Source organism: Polaribacter sp. ALD11 (assembly GCF_002831685.1).
In the GTDB taxonomy this organism is placed as follows: Bacteria; Bacteroidota; Bacteroidia; order Flavobacteriales; family Flavobacteriaceae; genus Polaribacter.
Map to the genome: position 1 here is coordinate 2534008 of NZ_CP025119.1, position 17379 is coordinate 2551386.

24 protein-coding genes are annotated in these 17379 nt (G+C 31.1%); 15 read left to right on the plus strand and 9 right to left on the minus strand.

Annotation, left to right across the window (positions count from 1 at the left end; translation table 11 throughout):
• The first annotated feature begins 19 nt into the window (after nt 1-19).
• The 6 genes from atpE to CW731_RS15980 all read left to right on the plus strand — a co-directional run bounded on the left by atpE (nt 20) and on the right by CW731_RS15980 (nt 4336).
• Entirely contained in the window at nt 20-211 is a 192-nt protein-coding gene (atpE, locus tag CW731_RS11210) for an ATP synthase F0 subunit C (protein WP_100946810.1), read from the plus strand.
• Between the two features lie 95 nt (nt 212-306).
• Nucleotides 307-807 carry a F0F1 ATP synthase subunit B gene (locus CW731_RS11215; protein WP_100946811.1) on the plus strand — a complete coding sequence of 167 codons (501 nt, stop codon included), beginning with the start codon at nt 307-309 and terminating at the stop codon, nt 805-807.
• A gap of 6 nt (nt 808-813) precedes the next feature.
• Complete coding sequence (atpH, locus tag CW731_RS11220) at nt 814-1371, plus strand: ATP synthase F1 subunit delta (RefSeq protein ID WP_100946812.1); 558 nt, start codon at nt 814-816, stop codon at nt 1369-1371.
• A gap of 21 nt (nt 1372-1392) precedes the next feature.
• A complete protein-coding gene (gene atpA / locus CW731_RS11225; RefSeq protein WP_100946813.1) occupies nt 1393-2970 on the plus strand; it encodes a F0F1 ATP synthase subunit alpha in 1578 nt (525 codons plus the stop codon).
• A 49-nt stretch (nt 2971-3019) separates the two neighbouring features.
• Nucleotides 3020-3886 carry an ATP synthase F1 subunit gamma gene (gene atpG / locus CW731_RS11230; RefSeq protein WP_100946814.1) on the plus strand — a complete coding sequence of 289 codons (867 nt, stop codon included), beginning with the start codon at nt 3020-3022 and terminating at the stop codon, nt 3884-3886.
• Between the two features lie 270 nt (nt 3887-4156).
• Nucleotides 4157-4336: an RNA polymerase sigma factor gene (locus tag CW731_RS15980; RefSeq protein ID WP_100946815.1), complete on the plus strand. Its 180-nt coding sequence runs from the start codon at nt 4157-4159 to the stop codon at nt 4334-4336.
• Nucleotides 4337-4524: 188 nt separating this feature from the next.
• Here CW731_RS15980 and CW731_RS11240 read toward each other — a convergent pair whose 3' ends face one another.
• Both CW731_RS11240 and CW731_RS11245 read right to left on the minus strand, forming a co-directional pair.
• Complete coding sequence (locus tag CW731_RS11240) at nt 4525-5109, minus strand: peptidylprolyl isomerase (RefSeq protein ID WP_100946816.1); 585 nt, start codon at nt 5107-5109, stop codon at nt 4525-4527.
• A gap of 113 nt (nt 5110-5222) precedes the next feature.
• A complete protein-coding gene (locus CW731_RS11245) occupies nt 5223-6764 on the minus strand; it encodes an aldehyde dehydrogenase family protein (protein WP_100946817.1) in 1542 nt (513 codons plus the stop codon).
• A gap of 112 nt (nt 6765-6876) precedes the next feature.
• Here CW731_RS11245 and CW731_RS11250 point away from each other — a divergent pair, with 112 nt between their 5' ends.
• Entirely contained in the window at nt 6877-7935 is a 1059-nt protein-coding gene (locus CW731_RS11250) for an isoaspartyl peptidase/L-asparaginase family protein (RefSeq protein WP_100946818.1), read from the plus strand.
• On the opposite strand, the gene CW731_RS11255 is transcribed toward CW731_RS11250, so the two are convergent.
• The 6 genes from CW731_RS11255 to CW731_RS11280 form a co-directional block, all read right to left on the minus strand.
• Complete coding sequence (locus tag CW731_RS11255; protein ID WP_100946819.1) at nt 7923-8267, minus strand: hypothetical protein; 345 nt, start codon at nt 8265-8267, stop codon at nt 7923-7925. The two genes, CW731_RS11250 and CW731_RS11255, sit on opposite strands and share 13 nt — an antisense overlap.
• Nucleotides 8268-8416: 149 nt before the next feature.
• Nucleotides 8417-9772 (minus strand): outer membrane beta-barrel protein, encoded by a 1356-nt coding sequence (locus CW731_RS11260; RefSeq protein WP_100946820.1) that lies wholly within the window; start codon nt 9770-9772, stop codon nt 8417-8419.
• 3 nt (nt 9773-9775) lie between these two features.
• Nucleotides 9776-10318 (minus strand): RNA polymerase sigma factor, encoded by a 543-nt coding sequence (locus tag CW731_RS11265; protein WP_100946821.1) that lies wholly within the window; start codon nt 10316-10318, stop codon nt 9776-9778.
• Between the two features lie 4 nt (nt 10319-10322).
• Nucleotides 10323-10724, minus strand: coding sequence for a hypothetical protein (locus CW731_RS11270; protein WP_100946822.1), 402 nt, complete (start codon nt 10722-10724; stop codon nt 10323-10325).
• 36 nt (nt 10725-10760) lie between these two features.
• Nucleotides 10761-11114 (minus strand): DUF4377 domain-containing protein, encoded by a 354-nt coding sequence (locus tag CW731_RS11275; protein ID WP_100946823.1) that lies wholly within the window; start codon nt 11112-11114, stop codon nt 10761-10763.
• A 4-nt stretch (nt 11115-11118) separates the two neighbouring features.
• Nucleotides 11119-11526, minus strand: coding sequence for a hypothetical protein (locus tag CW731_RS11280; RefSeq protein ID WP_100946824.1), 408 nt, complete (start codon nt 11524-11526; stop codon nt 11119-11121).
• Between the two features lie 75 nt (nt 11527-11601).
• Here CW731_RS11280 and CW731_RS11285 point away from each other — a divergent pair, with 75 nt between their 5' ends.
• Together CW731_RS11285 and mscL are read left to right on the plus strand one after the other, a co-directional pair.
• Nucleotides 11602-12576 (plus strand): acyl transferase, encoded by a 975-nt coding sequence (locus tag CW731_RS11285; RefSeq protein ID WP_100946825.1) that lies wholly within the window; start codon nt 11602-11604, stop codon nt 12574-12576.
• Nucleotides 12577-12589: 13 nt separating this feature from the next.
• On the plus strand, nt 12590-13048 hold the full coding sequence (gene mscL / locus CW731_RS11290) for a large conductance mechanosensitive channel protein MscL (protein ID WP_100946826.1): 459 nt from the start codon (nt 12590-12592) through the stop codon (nt 13046-13048).
• A gap of 4 nt (nt 13049-13052) precedes the next feature.
• Here the strand turns inward: mscL and CW731_RS11295 are convergent, their stop codons facing one another.
• Nucleotides 13053-13415 carry a helix-turn-helix domain-containing protein gene (locus CW731_RS11295; RefSeq protein ID WP_198519816.1) on the minus strand — a complete coding sequence of 121 codons (363 nt, stop codon included), beginning with the start codon at nt 13413-13415 and terminating at the stop codon, nt 13053-13055.
• A gap of 90 nt (nt 13416-13505) precedes the next feature.
• Between CW731_RS11295 and CW731_RS11300 the strand changes: the two genes are divergently transcribed.
• The 6 genes from CW731_RS11300 to CW731_RS11325 all read left to right on the plus strand — a co-directional run bounded on the left by CW731_RS11300 (nt 13506) and on the right by CW731_RS11325 (nt 17320).
• The gene (locus CW731_RS11300) at nt 13506-14180 is read left to right on the plus strand and encodes an NAD(P)H-dependent oxidoreductase (protein WP_100946827.1); all 675 of its coding nucleotides are present in this window, start codon (nt 13506-13508) and stop codon (nt 14178-14180) included.
• A 145-nt stretch (nt 14181-14325) separates the two neighbouring features.
• Nucleotides 14326-14889 (plus strand): TetR/AcrR family transcriptional regulator, encoded by a 564-nt coding sequence (locus CW731_RS11305; protein ID WP_100946828.1) that lies wholly within the window; start codon nt 14326-14328, stop codon nt 14887-14889.
• 75 nt (nt 14890-14964) lie between these two features.
• Nucleotides 14965-15513: a carboxymuconolactone decarboxylase family protein gene (locus CW731_RS11310; protein WP_100946829.1), complete on the plus strand. Its 549-nt coding sequence runs from the start codon at nt 14965-14967 to the stop codon at nt 15511-15513.
• Nucleotides 15514-15585: 72 nt separating this feature from the next.
• Nucleotides 15586-15900 (plus strand): EthD family reductase, encoded by a 315-nt coding sequence (locus tag CW731_RS11315; RefSeq protein WP_100946830.1) that lies wholly within the window; start codon nt 15586-15588, stop codon nt 15898-15900.
• A gap of 2 nt (nt 15901-15902) precedes the next feature.
• Nucleotides 15903-16610: a haloacid dehalogenase type II gene (locus tag CW731_RS11320; RefSeq protein WP_100946831.1), complete on the plus strand. Its 708-nt coding sequence runs from the start codon at nt 15903-15905 to the stop codon at nt 16608-16610.
• A 41-nt stretch (nt 16611-16651) separates the two neighbouring features.
• Nucleotides 16652-17320 (plus strand): hypothetical protein, encoded by a 669-nt coding sequence (locus tag CW731_RS11325; RefSeq protein WP_100946832.1) that lies wholly within the window; start codon nt 16652-16654, stop codon nt 17318-17320.
• The last annotated feature ends 59 nt before the right edge of the window (nt 17321-17379 follow it).

Sequence of the window (17379 nt, forward strand, 5' to 3'; positions counted from 1 at the left end):
TATTTAAAAATCAATTAGTATGTACAATTTAATTGGAGCAGGATTAATCGTAATCGGAGGAGGAATTGGATTAGGTCAAATCGGTGGTAAAGCAATGGAAAGTATTGCTCGTCAACCTGAAGCAGCTGGTAAAATTCAAACTGCAATGATCATCATTGGTGCCTTATTAGAAGGTTTAGCATTTGGTGCATTAATCTTAGGAGGGAACTAAAATTCCTAAAAAAAGAACAAGAACACATTTCTGTAACGGTTGGTTACAGAAAGTGTTTTTTAAATTAAACAAAAACAATATAATTAGGTTATAGAATGGAAACTTTATTAAACGATTTTTCACCAGGGTTGTTCTTTATGCAACTTGTTATCTTAATAATTTTAATATTTTTGATGAAAAAATTTGCTTGGAAGCCAATTTTGAATTCATTAGAAGAAAGAGAAACAGGTATCGAAGATGCATTAAAAGCTGCTGAAAACGCACGTAAAGAAATGCAAAATCTGCAAGCAGATAATGATAGGTTAATCAAAGAAGCTAGAGCAGAAAGAGATGCAATGATGAAGGAAGCTAGAGAAATTAAAGACAATATAATTTCTGAAGCAAAAGAAGATGCAAAAGAAGTTACCTCTGCTTTAATAGAAAAAGCGCAAGCATCTATTCAGCAAGAAAAGCAAGCAGCTTTAGCAGAAATTAAGAAAAGCGTTGCAGAATTATCTATTGGTATTGCGGAAACTGTAATTAAGAAAGAATTATCTAACAAGAAAGATCAACTAGAATTAGTTGAAGGAATCTTAAAAGATGTTACTTTAAACTAAGTATAAATGAAAGACGCAAGAGCAGCATTACGTTACGCCAAAGCAATCTTAAATCTTGCAACAGACTCTAAGTCTGAAACTGCAGTAAATGATGATATGTCATTAATAGCTGCTACTATTGCTGAGAATAAAGACTTAGAAGTAATGTTAAGAAGTCCTATTGTAAAAGCAACAGATAAAATAAATGTATTAAATGCATTGTTTGAAGGTAAGGTAAATAACATTACCTTAGGCATGTTTCATTTATTGAAAGACAATAAAAGAATAGCAATGTTAGATGCTATTGCTAGAAAATATGCAATTGTTTTTGATCACTTAAAACATACGCAAGTTGCAGTAGTTACTACAGCAGTTGCTTTAACAGAAGAGGTAGAGAAGTTAGTTTCAGACAAAATTGTATCTTTAACTGGTCAAAAAGCAAATCTAGAAAACGTTATAAATCCAGCTATTTTAGGCGGTTTTATTTTACGCGTTGGAGATGTGCAATATGACGCAAGTATCTCTAATTATTTAAACGAATTAAGAAAGGAATTTGACAATAGTCATTTCATTCCAAAAATTTAATTATACATCAAATCATATAAGATGGCAAGTATTAAACCAGCTGAAGTATCAGCAATTTTAAAGCAACAGTTAACAAATTTCGAAACGAAAGCTACTTTAAATGAAGTAGGAACTGTTTTACAAGTAGGTGATGGTATCGCACGTGTTTACGGTCTATCTAATGTTCAATATGGTGAATTAGTAGAATTCGAAGACGGATTAGAAGGTATCGTATTAAACTTAGAAGAAGACAATGTAGGTGTTGTATTATTAGGTGCTTCAACTGCAATTAGAGAAGGTTCTACTGTAAAACGTACAGAAAGAATTGCTTCTTTAAAAACAGGTGAAGGAATTGTAGGGCGTGTTGTAGATACTTTAGGTAACCCAATTGATGGTAAAGGACCGATTGAAGGAACTACTTATGAAATGCCTTTAGAGCGTAGAGCGCCAGGTGTTATCTATAGAGAACCGGTTACAGAGCCATTACAAACTGGTATTAAATCTATTGATGCAATGATTCCTGTTGGTAGAGGGCAACGTGAGTTAATTATTGGAGACAGACAAACAGGTAAATCTACAGTTGCTTTAGATACTATTTTAAATCAAAAAGAATTTTACGATGCTGGCGAGCCAGTATACTGTATATACGTTGCTATCGGTCAGAAAGCTTCTACAGTTGCAGCAATTGCAAACATGTTAGAAGAAAAAGGCGCAATGGCTTACACTACAATCGTAGCAGCAAATGCATCAGATCCTGCAGCAATGCAAGTATATGCACCATTTGCTGGAGCTGCTATTGGAGAGTTTTTTAGAGATTCTGGAAGACCAGCTTTAATTGTTTTTGATGACTTATCTAAACAAGCTGTTGCATACCGTGAAATTTCTTTATTATTAAGAAGACCACCGGGGCGTGAAGCGTATCCTGGAGATGTATTTTACTTACACTCAAGATTATTAGAAAGAGCTGCAAAAGTTATTAATGATGACAAGATTGCAAGTGAAATGAACGATTTACCAGATTCTATGAGAGGAATTGTAAAAGGTGGAGGTTCTTTAACTGCATTGCCAATTATTGAAACACAAGCAGGTGATGTATCAGCATATATTCCAACAAACGTAATTTCGATTACAGATGGACAAATTTTCTTAGATGGAGATTTATTTAACTCTGGTGTTCGTCCGGCAATTAACGTAGGTATTTCTGTATCTCGTGTTGGTGGTAACGCTCAGATCAAAGCAATGAAAAAAGTATCTGGTACTTTAAAATTAGATCAAGCTCAGTATCGTGAATTAGAAGCGTTTGCTAAGTTTGGTTCAGATTTAGATGCTGCAACTATGAGTGTAATTTCTAAAGGACAACGTAATGTTGAAATTTTAAAGCAAGCTCAAAATGATCCTTTCTCAGTAGAAGATCAAATTGCAATTATCTATGCAGGTTCTAAGAACTTGTTAAAAGATGTTCCTGTGAATCAAGTAAAAAAATTCGAGAAAGAATATATCGATTACTTAAACGCAAAGCATAGAGATACTTTAAATGTATTAAAATCTGGTAAATTAACACCAGAAACAATTTCTGTTTTAGAAGCAGCAGCAAGTAAGATATCGAAGCACTTTGCTTAACATATAGTTGTCATTCCCGTGAAAGCGGGAATTTCAAAACACCAATAGAATGGCAAACTTAAAAGAAATACGTAATAGAATTACCTCTATTAAATCGACAATGCAGATTACATCTGCCATGAAAATGGTATCTGCTGCAAAGTTGAAAAAAGCACAAGATGCAATTACGGCAATGAGACCCTATTCATCTAAACTAACTGAGTTGTTGCAGAATTTAAGCGCAACATCAGACAGTGATGCTGGTGGAGCATATTCAAAAGAAAGAGAGGTTTCTAAAGTTCTATTAGTAGTTATTACTTCTAATAGAGGTTTATGTGGTGGTTTTAATTCATCTATCACTAAAACAACTGTAAGAACAATTGAAGAAAAATACAGTAATGTTGAAGTAGATTTATTTGCTATCGGTAAAAAAGGTGGTGATGTTTTATCTAAACAATACAGTATTGTAGCTACAAGAAATGATCTATTTGATGATTTAACTTTTAATAATGTAGCAGCAGTTGCAGAAAAGTTAATGGAAATGTATATTGATGGTTCTTATGATAAAATAGAGCTTATTTACAATCAGTTTAAGAATGCAGCAACTCAATTGCCACAAGTAGAGCAATTTCTACCTATCAAACCAATTGAAGATGGAGATGTAAATACAGCAAACTCAGATTACCTTTTCGAGCCTTCTAAAGAGGAAATTGTGGAAGCTTTGATTCCTAAATCTTTAAAAACTCAATTATACAAAGCTATTAGAGATAGTTTTGCTTCTGAACACGGAGCAAGAATGACTGCAATGCACAAGGCAACGGATAATGCTACAGATTTAAGAGACGAATTGTTGTTAACATATAACAAAGCACGTCAAGCAGCAATTACCAATGAAATTCTAGAAATTGTTGGTGGTGCAGAAGCTTTAAATAATTAAACATAGCGTAAAAGAAGTTAAATTATAGAAAAGCAACAGCTTTTAACAACTAGAAATACTTTTTTATAAAATATTAAAAGAGCTTATCAGAAATGATAAGCTCTTTTTTTTTGCGGCAAATTTAAAAATAATGAAACCTTTCAATTTTTAATTCGTTTTTAATAATAGAACCAAACTATTTAATATAAAGAACTACATCTTTTAATTATTAAGAGTAAAAAAGGAAATCAAAAAGCACATATAAAGCTTTATAAACTGTTTTGCGAGGGGATGTTTTTTATTGGTTGTTGTTGTCTGAAAAATAAAGAGGATGCAAAATACACTATACAAGATGCTTTTCTGAAGGGTTTTTTAGGTTTAAATTCTTATAAAGATAAGACAAGCTTTGGTTCTTGGTTAAAAAGGATTGTTATTAACACCTGTATAGATAAGTTAAGGAATATTAAATAATAAAAAACCAACTTTTAAAAGTTGAGTTTTAGAATATATTACAAATATATAAAGCCTCTTATATATCGAATTTAATTTCTTGTGCTAAAGGAAATTCCTTAGAATAATTAACCGAATTTGTCTGTTTTCTCATGTATACTTTATAAGAATTAGACTCACGACCACCATCAGAATGTATAGCATTAATATTATTCTGCTTGTAAGCTTTTGGGATACACTTTTTCTAACTCAGATGCTTTCATTTTAATCACATTTACATCTATTTTTATATCTGTAATTGGTGTGTTTGTAGAATCGCGTTCTACATTTATAATCGCATCTACAATATCCATACCTTTAATTACTTTTCCAAAAATGGTATAGTCACCATCTAATCTGCTTAAGCCTTCTTTATTATGAACAATATAAAACTGACATCTTGCAGAAAGTTTTTTTGGGTTGTCATCTCTACCAGCACCTACAGCACCATATTCATGAATTAACTTATCATTAAATTCAGGTTCTAATAAATACTCAGGGTCTGTAAATCCTTCAGGTGTATCTGGGCATCCACCTTGAGCAACAAAATTTGGAATTACACGATTAAATGTATAATTTTCCCAATAGCCATCATTTGCTAATTGTTTAAAACTTGATTTGTGATTTGGTGTTTCATCATGCAGCCAAATTAAAATTTCTCCTTTTGGTGTTATAATCTGCCCTACATCGTATGTTTTTTCCGATTTGCACGAAAACATGCCCAGCGCAATAAATAAGTAAATAATTTTTTTCATAAATAATTTCTTTTTGTACATCTAAAAATAGTCATAATAGTTTAATTACTTCCTTTAAACAAAAAAACCACCTCAATTGAGATGGTTTTTTGTTATTTATAATAAGAACTAGCTTATAAATCGAACTTTATTCCTTGCGCTAAAGGCAATTCATCAGAATAATTTACAGTATTTGTCTGTCTTCTCATGTATACTTTCCAAGCATCTGATCCAGACTCTCGTCCACCACCAGTTTCTTTTTCACCTCCAAAAGCACCACCAATTTCTGCGCCAGAAGTTCCGATGTTTACGTTTGCAATACCACAATCTGAACCTGCATAAGATAAGAACTTCTCTGCTTCTTTCATTTCATTGGTCATAATTGCAGAAGATAAACCTTGTGCTACTCCATTTTGAAGCGCAATAGCATTTTCTACTTCTCCAGAATATTTTATTAAATATAAAATTGGAGCAAATGTTTCATGCTGAACAATTTCATAATGGTTTTCAGCTTCAATAATAGCTGGTTTTACATAGCATCCGCTTTCGTAACCTTGGCCTTCTAAAACACCACCTTCAACCAACACATTTCCACCTTCAGCTTTTGCTTTTTCAATAGCTGCTAAATAGGTATTTACCGAATCGTGGTCGATTACTGGACCAACATGATTGTTCTCATCTAAAGGATTTCCTATTTTAATTTGTCCGTAAGCACCAACAATGGCATCTCTTACTTTATCATAAACCGATTCGTGAATAATTAATCTTCTTGTAGATGTACAACGTTGTCCGCACGTTCCAACAGCACCAAAAACAGCACCAGGAACCACTACTTTCAAATCTGCAGTTGGTGTAATAATAATAGCATTGTTTCCTCCTAACTCTAACAAAGATTTTCCGAAACGTTGTGCAACCGTTGCACCAACAATTCTTCCCATTCTTGTAGAACCTGTTGCAGAAACTAAAGGAATTCTAGTATCATTGGTCATCATTTCACCAACTTTATAATCTCCATTTATAATTGAAGAAATACCTTCTGGTAAATTGTTTTCTTTTAAAATTTCGGCAATAATATTCTGACAAGCAACTGTACATAAAGGTGCTTTTTCAGAACCTTTCCAAACACATACATCACCACAAATCCATGCTAAAGCTGTGTTCCAAGCCCAAACAGCTACCGGAAAGTTAAATGCAGAAATAATACCAACAACACCAATTGGATGCCACTGTTCTCTCATAACATGCCCTGGACGTTCAGAAGGAATTGTTTGTCCGTTTAATTGTCTAGATAGACCTACTGCAAAATCACAGATGTCAATCATTTCTTGTACTTCACCTAAACCTTCTTGGTAACTTTTCCCCATTTCATAAGAAACTAATTTACCAAGAGCTTCTTTCTTTTCTCTTAATTTATTACCAAATTGACGTACAATTTCTCCTCTTTGTGGAGCAGGCATATTTCTAAATGATAAAAATGCTTTTGTAGCAGCTTCCATCACTTTTTCATAGTCTTCTTTTGTGGTCGATTTTACTTTTCCAATCAGTTTTCCATCAACAGGAGAATAGCTTTCTATAACTTCTCCGTTAGAAAAATTATTAGAACCTGTAGAGGTTCCGTTGTTTACGTCTTTTAAACCTAATTCTTTTAATGCTTCTTTTATTCCAAAGTCTGTCATTTTGCAGTTCCGTTTTAGTTGTTTAACTTAGAAGTTCGAAAATACGAATTATTTAACAAATAAATAAATTTAACAAAAAACATAATTATTGTTTAATACTAAACACGTTATCATGAAAAAAATATTTTTTGCAGCAGCAGTTTTATTGATTTCCTTTGGATGCAAGAACAAGTCAGAGTCGTCTACTGAAGAAAAAAAAGAAAACATAAAACAAAATGAATTTGCAATTATAATTCATGGTGGTGCCGGAACTATTTTAAAGAAAAACCTATCTGAAGAAAAAGAAAAAGCATATAAATTTAAGTTAGAAGAAGCTATTAGAACGGGTTATGCTATTCTTAAAGATGGAGGAACTAGCCAAGAAGCAGTTGTTAAAACAATACAAGTAATGGAAGAATCTCCTTTGTTTAATGCTGGAAAAGGAGCTGTTTTTACCCATGAAGAAACCAATGAATTAGATGCTTCTTTTATGGATGGTAAAACGTTAAATGCTGGTGCAGTTGCAGGTGTAAAAAATGTAAAAAGCCCGATTGAACTGGCTGTGAAAATTATGACAGATTCAGACCATGTAATGCTTTCTGGTGCTGGAGCATCTATTTTTGCAAAGGAAAAAGGATTGGAAATTGTAGACCCTAGCTATTTTTATACAGAAAAAAGATTTCAATCGCTTCAAAGAATAAAAAATAAAACAAAAACGGAATTAGATCATGACGATAAAAAAGCCGCTTTTTATGATGCCGATATTAAAAATGCAAAATTCGGTACCGTTGGTTGTGTGGCATTAGATAAAGATGGAAATATTTCTGCAGGAACTTCTACCGGAGGAATGACAAATAAACGTTGGGGAAGAATTGGAGATGCTCCAATAATTGGTTCTGGTACGTATGCAAATAATTTAACTTGCGGAGTTTCATCAACAGGTTGGGGAGAATATTTTATAAGAAGCCAAGTAGCGTATGACATTTCTGCGCAAATGCAATATCAACAAAAAACATTAAAAGAAGCTACAAAAGACGTGATTCAAAACAAACTAACAAAACTCGGCGGAACAGGTGGCGTAGTCGCTTTAGACAAAAACGGTAATATGTCTTTTGAGTTTAATACCGCTGGAATGTACCGAGCTTCTATGGATGATAAAGGTGAATTAGTTGTAAAAATCTACAAAGAATAAGACAACCATTCTTTAGGAATTGGCTGTAAATCTAAATTTGTGCTTTCCGATTTTATCTTTTTACTAAAGCCTAGGCGAGATATTTTTGGAATTGATAAGTTAATATTGTTTTTCTTGTTAATTAGCTCTAAGGCTTCGGTTATGGTTCTTTTTGAACACAAAACCAAGCTATTCATCATTGCATTAGATTCTTCTTGTAAATCATAAAAATCTACAAAGAAAGAAGGTTTTCCGTCTTTGTAGATAATCCATTGCGAATTTTTCTTTAGTGGAAGCTCGATAATTTCTTTTGTACCGCTTAAAGTTCTATATGTTGTTGCTAATAGTTTCATTTTTTATGTCTTTTAATACCCTCTTTTTTATTAAACACAAATCAAAAAGTAAGCCAAATTATTAAAATACTACTTTGTTAATTCATAAATATGATTAAAAATAGGTGTTAGATGTTCATCTACTTTTTAAAAAAGGTTGTTACTTGTTTTTAAAATTGATAATTTATTCCTGTATAAATACCAATAAAATAAGGTTTAAATCCATTTGCATTATTATCAAACGTGTTTAACTGAGTTTTAAACATTGGGTTTAAGTTTAATGCCCAATTTTTATCTAACTTATAATTAAAATCTAAACCTAAATTTCCACTAAAATTAAGGTTGTTTAGGTTATTTGCTTTTCCAGATCTAGAAAGAGTACCAGCATTTATGTGTACTGTATTCTTATTTAAAAAAAGGGAACTAAAGCCTATTACTATTTGAGTTTTTAGATTACTATTTTCTAATAGACTGTATTTTAATTCAATAGGAATTTCAATATAACCATATTTTTGAGCTAAATTTCCATCTAAACTTACTGCGTTTAAGGGAATAGTATTTGAATTAAAACTTTCAGAAGAAGTATTGTTTAAAGAATAATTATCTCCCGAATTAAAAATAACACTAGAAACACTTGAACTTGAAGAAGCCACAGCTATCTTATTGTTAGAAAATTGAATCTCTTGTAAATGAATTCCTGATTGAATGGACCATTTATTATTAAGTTGATAGCCAATTTGCACGCCATAAGAATAAGAATTATCTCCTCTAGTAGAGTTTTCTAAATTCTTATTTAATGGAGAAGTGTTAGAAAAAGAATTAGAGTTTAAAACAGCTACAACGGGTGAAATGGTCCAGAGTTTATTTATATTTATTTTCTTTTCTTCCTTGTCTTTTTTAAAAGCTATTATAACTTCCTTTTTAACATTTTTAATTTCCTTTTTATCTTTATAAATTGAATTTGTCATATCCGCAGAGTTTTCTGAGGAAATTGATTCTTTTTTTTCTATGTTCTCTTGAACAATAATTGTTTTATTTTGAAAAGAATCTATGGTTCTATTAATTTTATTGTCAGTTAAAAAAATCTTTTTCATAGCTTTTTTACGAACTGAATACTCATTCCCCTTTTCAATATTTCTTTGTGATTTCTCAGCAACTAAAATGGTTGTTTTCTCAATGCTTTTTTTATTTGCTTTATTTTCTTCAACAATTATTGTTTTTTCTTCACTTTTAGTATTAAAAGTATCTGTTTTTATAGTATTGAAATCTTCTAAACTTCTTTCTGGAGCTGCAATAATTATTGGTTGTTTTTTTACATCATCTATAACCGTTTTAGAAAAAGGATATAACAAGAGACCAACAACTAAAATGGCTGCAATTCCACTAGAAAACCACCATATTGGTAATACTCTGCGTTTTTTGTTTTTTAGATTCGCTTCAATATTGTTCCAAACTCTATTTGTTGGAGTTGCCTCCAAATTCTTTAGTTTTTCTTGAAATAAACGGTCTATCTTTTTATTTTCCATCAGTTATGCATTTTGTTCTTTTTGTTGATGAATTTCTAGTTGATTCTTTAATATTTTTCTTGCTCTAGATAGGTTGGATTTTGAGGTTCCTTCAGAGATATTTAATAAAGCAGCAATTTCTTTATGAGCGTAATTATCTAACACATATAAGTTAAAAACCAAACGATACCTGTCTGGCAATTTTTGAATTAATTGTAATAAAAAACCGACATCTAGGTTATCGTCTTCAAAATCAATTTCCTCTATGATTTCTTGGTTAGGTGATTCATTTACAAGTTCTAAACAAGTCTTTGTTCTGTATTTTTGTAGTGCAGTATTTATGGTTATTCGTTTTAACCAACCTTCAAAAGAACCTTTGTTTTTGTACTGTTTAATTTTATTAAAAATAACGATAAAACTATCTTGTAAAGTGTCTTCTGCATCTTGATAGTTTCGAGAATATTTTAAGCATACAACAAAAAGTTTATCAGCAAAAAGCTGATAAACTTCAGATTGTGCTTCCAACTTTTGTTGGCAACATTCCTGTATGAGTTTTTCTAGTTTGATATTACTAATTTACAGGAATTATAACTTCATCGAAAATACTTTCGCCATCTGCATCTTTACCTTTAAAAAACTTAAAAACGTAATCTTTTTTTTGAGTTGCTTTTACAGGAAATGAATATTCTTCTTGCTTTGTTACTTCAGCACAAGTATCATCTAAATTAACCAAAGCAGTTACTGCAACTACTCTTGTAGAATCTTTGTATTGGTAGTATAGTTGGCTAAATGAATAACATTTATTTGGTAAAGTATATTTTATTTTAATAGTATCTGTTTTACCAAAAGTGAAACTATCAGGGGTTTCTGCGCTGTCAATTTTTAGAAAATCATATGTAAAGTTAGGTTCATCATCGTTTAAACAAGATGAAAATAAAATGATGCTAATTAATAATAATACTACTTTTCTCATAATTTAAGGTTTAATAATTAATATTTAAGGTTTAATTTAATTAGGTAAATTTTCTGATGTTTTTTCAATTTTAGAAATTACTTTTAATAAAGTATATGCTATTGAAGAACTGTCTTGGGGCGGATTTTCAATTTCTTTTTCAGAAATTAATACCTCATATTCAAAACCTTCTTCATACTTAAATCCGATAATAGTGCTATATAAGTATTGCCAATCTTGGGTGTTTTTTTCTTTTATTAGGTAACATTTTTGAGGACCAATACCTTGGCAATCTGCTTTAGAAGAAGCAACGATATAATTTGTTTCTTGTACTAAAAACCCCTCTGAATCTTTACAGGATGCAAAAAAAAGGAAAAAGGCAAATAATAAGATGTTAGATATTGTTTTCATAAATTTATCTCTTAAAAATGTAAGCTATATCGTCAAATGCAATTCCGTAATCTATTTTTAAATCTTTTTCAGTAAAATAAATAGTTCCTTTTCTATCATCAACGATTAAAAACTTACTGTTATTTTCTTCTAGTATTTCAAATGAATACACGCCACCTTGGTTGTTTGTAAAACTAGGAGCCGCTAGTGTTGTAAATACATCTGAGGTATTTACAATGGTAACTGTTTTATTCACCATATCAAATTCCCAAGTAAAAGTCTCTTTTTTATAGCTTTTAGGTTGAGAGAAACCACCAATTATTTCTGTCACATTCCATTTATCTGCAATTGTATCTTTGCTCGAATCATTATTATTATTATTATTACAACTGATAAAAAATAGTGTGAATATAAAAGCATAAATAAACTTCATAAATTTGGTTCTTTCTTAGAAGATGCAAAAAGTTTAAAAAGGTTGCGTTAAATAATTCTATTTTTGCAAAAGTATATGGAAAACAACATTTTTAACATACAAAACGAACAAGAGTTCGCTGAAACTGCTTTAACAGTTTTTAAACATCAATTTAAGAACAATAAAGTCTATAGATCTTTTTGTGATTTGCTTTATATTCATCCTTCAGATGTAAAAACTATTCAAGAAATTCCGTTTTTACCAATTCAGTTTTTTAAAAGTAGAGAGGTCGTTGCTAACTTAGATTTCGTTGAAGAAACCTTTACAAGTTCTGGTACAACAGGTAGTGTAACTAGTAAACATCTTGTAACCGATATAAATCTCTATAAAGAAAGCTACTTAAAAGGATTTGCTCATTTTTACGGAAACATAGAAGCGTACACAGTACTTGCTTTGTTACCAAATTATTTAGAGCGTAAAGGTTCTTCTTTGGTTTATATGGTAGATGATTTAATTCGGAAATCTAAAAAAATAGAAAGCGGATTTTATCTTGATAATCTTAACGAATTGGCTAAAAAGTTAATAGAATTAGATAAAATGGGACGAAAAACACTCTTAATTGGAGTTTCATTTGCTTTATTAGATTTAATTGAAATGCAAAATTTTAAGCTTAAGAACACCATTATAATGGAAACTGGTGGTATGAAAGGAAGAAGAAAAGAATTGGTTAGAGAAGAATTACACACTATTCTTCAAGACGGATTTGGGGTTGCCGAAATTCATTCAGAATATGGAATGACAGAATTATTAAGTCAGGGTTATTCGAAAGGAAATGGTGTTTTTGAAACGCCTCCTTGGATGAAAATTTTAACAAGAGATACCGAAGATGCTTTGACTATAAATCCATCAGAAAAAAATGGAGGCATCAATGTTATAGATTTAGCAAATTACAATTCGTGTTCTTTTATTGCAACACAAGATTTAGGAAAAGTTCATAAAAATGGCACTTTTGAAATTATTGGTCGTTTTGATAATTCGGATATTAGAGGTTGTAATTTAATGGTTTTATAAATAAAGCTTAGTGATGAAGTTTAAATTATTTCAAGAATTTAAAGAGTTTGCTGTAAAAGGGAATATGATAGATATTGCCATTGGGGTAATAATTGGTACTGCCTTTAACAAAGTAGTAAATGTGCTTGTAAAAGAGGTTTTAATGCCTCCGTTGTCTTTTATGACCGATGGCGCTAATTGGGAAAATAAAAAAATTATTTTACGAGAAGCAATTGTGGTAGATGGAAAACCAAAACCAGAAGAAATTGCAATCGGTTATGGGAAATTAATTGAAGCCGGAGTCGATTTTTTAGTAATTGCTTTTACTGTTTTTATTGTTGTAAAGTTGATGAATTCTATGAAGAAAAAAGCAGACGACCCTAAAAATAAAACAGTAGTTACTCCTAAGAATATCGAACTAATGAATAAAACCAATGAACTTTTAGAAAAGCAAAATGAATATTTAATGAAGGTTTTGGGAGATAAAAAATAGTTTCTTACTTATAATTTTTAGAAGCAAAATCGCCCCAACTTGCAATAGATTGTATCAAGGGTGTTAAGGTTTTTCCAAAATCAGTTAATGAATATTCAACTTTTAAAGGCGGTTTAGATGTGTAAACTTTCCTTCTTATAATACCATCTTCTTCTAAATTTTTTAATTGTAAACTTAAAGTTCTTTCAGTAACTGTTGGCATTTCTTTTCTCAGCTCATTGTATCTAAGTGTCTTATCAATTAAATGATATAAAATTACAGTTTTCCATTTACCGCCAATAATTCCCATTGTTAAACTAGTACAACATGGGTATTCCTTTTCTTTAAATTTTAAAATACTGGTTTTTATTTCTTTTAAATCTTCCATAAACTTATACTATCCTTTTAGACCGTTATTGCAAAGTTACAAAACTATACTTAATTTTGTAACTATAATTAATATAGTATAAATAAAAATATGAACACACCAAATATTTCAAGAGAAGATATCTTAAAAGGGTTTTATTTTAGACATGCAACTAAAGAGTTTGATGCTACAAAGACGGTTTCAGATGAAGATATAAAATTTATTTTAGAAACAGCACGCTTGTCACCAAGTTCATTTGGCTTTGAACCTTGGCATTTTATTGTTGTTCAAGATAAAGAATTACGTGAGTTATTAAAACCAGTAGCTTGGGGAGCACCTTTAAAGTTAGATACTGCTAGCCATTTTGTTTTAGGTTTAAGTATGAAGGCACCTATGATAAAACATGATGCTGCATACATTATGCACATGATGAAAGAAGTAAAACAATTACCAGCAGATGTTATTGAAACGTATTCAAAATTCTACAGAGAATTTCAAGAACGAGATTTTGATTTAGATACAGACAAAAAATTATTCGATTGGTCCTCTAAACAAACTTATATTGCTCTAGGAAACATGATGACTTCTGCAGCTTTAAGAGGAATTGATTCTTGCCCAATTGAAGGTTTTCATCAAGAAAAAGCAGAAGTATTGCTAAAAGAAAAGTTTGGTGTAGACACAGATAAATATGGTCTATCTTTTATGACTGCTTTTGGTTACAGAAAAGAAGATCCTTTACATGAGAAATCTAGACGAAATTTTGATGCTATCGTAACTTGGAAGTAATTTTTGTCTTTTTCTAGAGAAGCACCCTGTAAAAGATGATTCTTTTACAGGAACTAAGCATGGTAGTAATACAAATACATAAAAAAGAGTTAAATATTTTTTTATTACTAACCGATTGTTTAGTTTTGCAGTGTACTTAGAAACAATGGCTAGAAAAAAAGAATATAACGAAGAGGAAGTAGTAGAAAAAGCGATGCAGCTGTTTTGGCGTAATGGCTATGAAGCAACGTCTATGCAAATGCTTGAAAAAGAAATGGGCATTAATAAGTTTTCTATATATGCAAGTTTTGGAAATAAACATGGTCTTTTTCTTGAAAGCTTAAAATGTTATAAAGCAAGAGTGAGTGTTATTTTAGAAAAGTTTAAAAAAGCATCCAATGGTGTTGAAGATATTAAGCAGTTTTTTTACGATTCTTTGGATATAGATTATAAAGGAAGCACTCAGAAAGGTTGTTTAGTAACAAATACGTATAATGAGTTTTCAGAAAAAGAAGACCTATTAATTAAAGAGCAGATGACCCATTTTATGGATAAACTAAAAGACTTACTCATAGAAAAGTTACAAATGGATACCACCAAAGATGAGGAAACGATTCTAAAACAAGCTAATTTTCTATTACTTGCAAAACATGGTTTAGCTGCTGCTGCAAGAGTGAATACTCAGAAAGAAATAGAAGATTACATAGAAATGACCTTTATAAATATATAAACATTTTTTTTACTAAATAACTAAACGATTGTTTAGTTAAAGTTAACACAAATAATAAATTTAAAAATAGAAATTATGACAACTTTAAAAATTTACGACAACAAAACGGCACCAGAAGAAAGTAAAGTATTATTAGATAAATCTCAAAAAGCATACGGAATGATTCCTGGTTTGCATGGTGTTCTTGCGGGTTCTCCTCAGCTTTTAGATGCGTACCAAATATTACATGAGTTATTTACAAATACATCTTTTAACGAAGAAGAGTTAACAGTTGTATGGCAAGCAATAAATGTAGAACATGCTTGTCATTATTGTGTACCTGCACATACGGGTATTGCAAAAATGATGAAAGTAGACGATACTATTACAGAAGCTTTACGTAATGAAGCACCGTTAGAAAACCCTAAATTAGAAGCTTTACGTACCATGGCATTAACAATTGTTCGCAATCGTGGTAACGTTACACAAGATGACTTAAATGAATTTTACGCAGCTGGTTATGAAGAGAAACAAGTCTTAGAAATTATCTTAGGATTGTCTCAAAAAGTGATTAGTAATTATACAAATCATATTGCAAATACACCTGTAGATTCAGCTTTTGAAGCTTTTGCATGGAAAAAATAAGTTTCTTATATTCAATTTTGATAAAAACTAACCTTCCGTTATCCATACGGAAGGTTTATAAAACAAATACTTATGATTAAAGTATCCGTAATGTATCCTAATGGTAAAGATGTCCAGTTTGATGCAGCTTATTATAAAAATAGTCATTTACCAATGATTGTAAACGCTTTAGGCGATGCGCTTAAAAGTTTAGAATTAGACTTAGGAATTGGAAGTAGAGTTCCTGGGGAATTGGCTCCTTATGTTGCTATCGCACATTTAAAATTTAATGATGTAGCTTCTTTTCAAGCCGCATTTGGTCCGCATGCAGAAACATTTGCTGCAGATGTAAAAAATTACACCAATGTACAAGGAGAACTTCAAATTAGTGAATTGATAACATTTTAAAGATGAAAAATAATAGTGAATCCATAGAAACAAGAAGACCTAAAGTTTTATTCTTTGATGTAAACGAAACGCTTTTAGATCTTACACCGATGAAAAAAAGAGTTGGTGAGGTTTTAGAGGGGAAAGAAGAAGTACTTTCTTTGTGGTTTACAACAATGTTGCATTATTCTTTAGTAACTTCTGCAAGCGGACACTATAAACCTTTCGGACATATTGGTGCTGCTGCTTTGCAAATGGTTGCTGCAAATAATAATATTACAATATCAGAAGAAAAAGCACGTAAGATTATTGCAGAATCTATGCAAAACTTACCTCCGCACCCAGAAGTAAAAGAAGCCTTAACGCAATTAAAAAAAGAAGGTTATAAATTAGTTGCGTTTACCAATTCATCAAACGAAGGGTTAAAAAAACAATTTGAGAATGCAGAATTAACAGCTTATTTTGATGAAAGGCTAAGCGTTGAAGATACTGGTAAATTTAAACCTTTTACAGATACGTATGCTTGGGGAGCACATAAAATGGGCGTTAAATTAGAAGAATGCATGTTAATTGCAGCACATGGTTGGGATGTTGCAGGCGCACTTTGGGCAGGTTGGAGAGCTGCTTTTATAAGCAGACCTGGGCAACAAATATTTCCGTTAGCACCAAAAACAGAAATTGTGGCAACGAACTTGAAAAAAGTAGCGGATATTCTGGTAACGTATAAGTAGTAGGTATTGTCACACTATAACAGTAGAAATTTTAAGACAAGATGGAGGTCAACGAAATTAACATTAAAGAAATTTCAGAATATTGTATTAAAAATGTGTTCAGAACAAGTACTGATAAGCCAGGGTTTGTGCATATTGACTTCGGAAAAAACAGAACTTCCTATCAGCTGAGGTCTATTATGGTTGCCTTAAAAAAGGAATTATCAAAGTTTACAACAAAACAATTCCACAAAAAATTAAGTTATCATTGGTTGGTACGCTTTGATCAACAGGTAAATACACCTTTTCATTTGGATAATGCAGAAGAGCAATCTTTTTTAATGCTAGGTTACGAGCCCAGTGAAATTGATAGTGAGCTACATATCGCAGATTATCATAAATATGCGAATGATAGTTCGGTCGCTCCGAAAGATTATATCAAACATTTTACACCAGTATTTAAAGAGGATGAATCTTTACTTGAGCCTTATACCACCAAGATAAAATCGTTTGATAGAAATACTTATAAAATTGTATTCATAAACAATAGCAACCCAAAATCTGAACCAGAAACTTTAGGTGTATTTCATAAAGCAAAGATGATAAAACCTGATGTAAATAAAACAAGAATAGTAAACTCAGTGATTTTTAATATGTTGTCAAAAGACAATATTATTGAAGATGAGAAAAAAGAAAAGAGTTTTTTAAAGACTGAGGTTATCAGCAAATAATAAACACTTTTTTTAACCCATGTAACGAAAATAAGGGGTAATAGAAAGAGATAATTAGG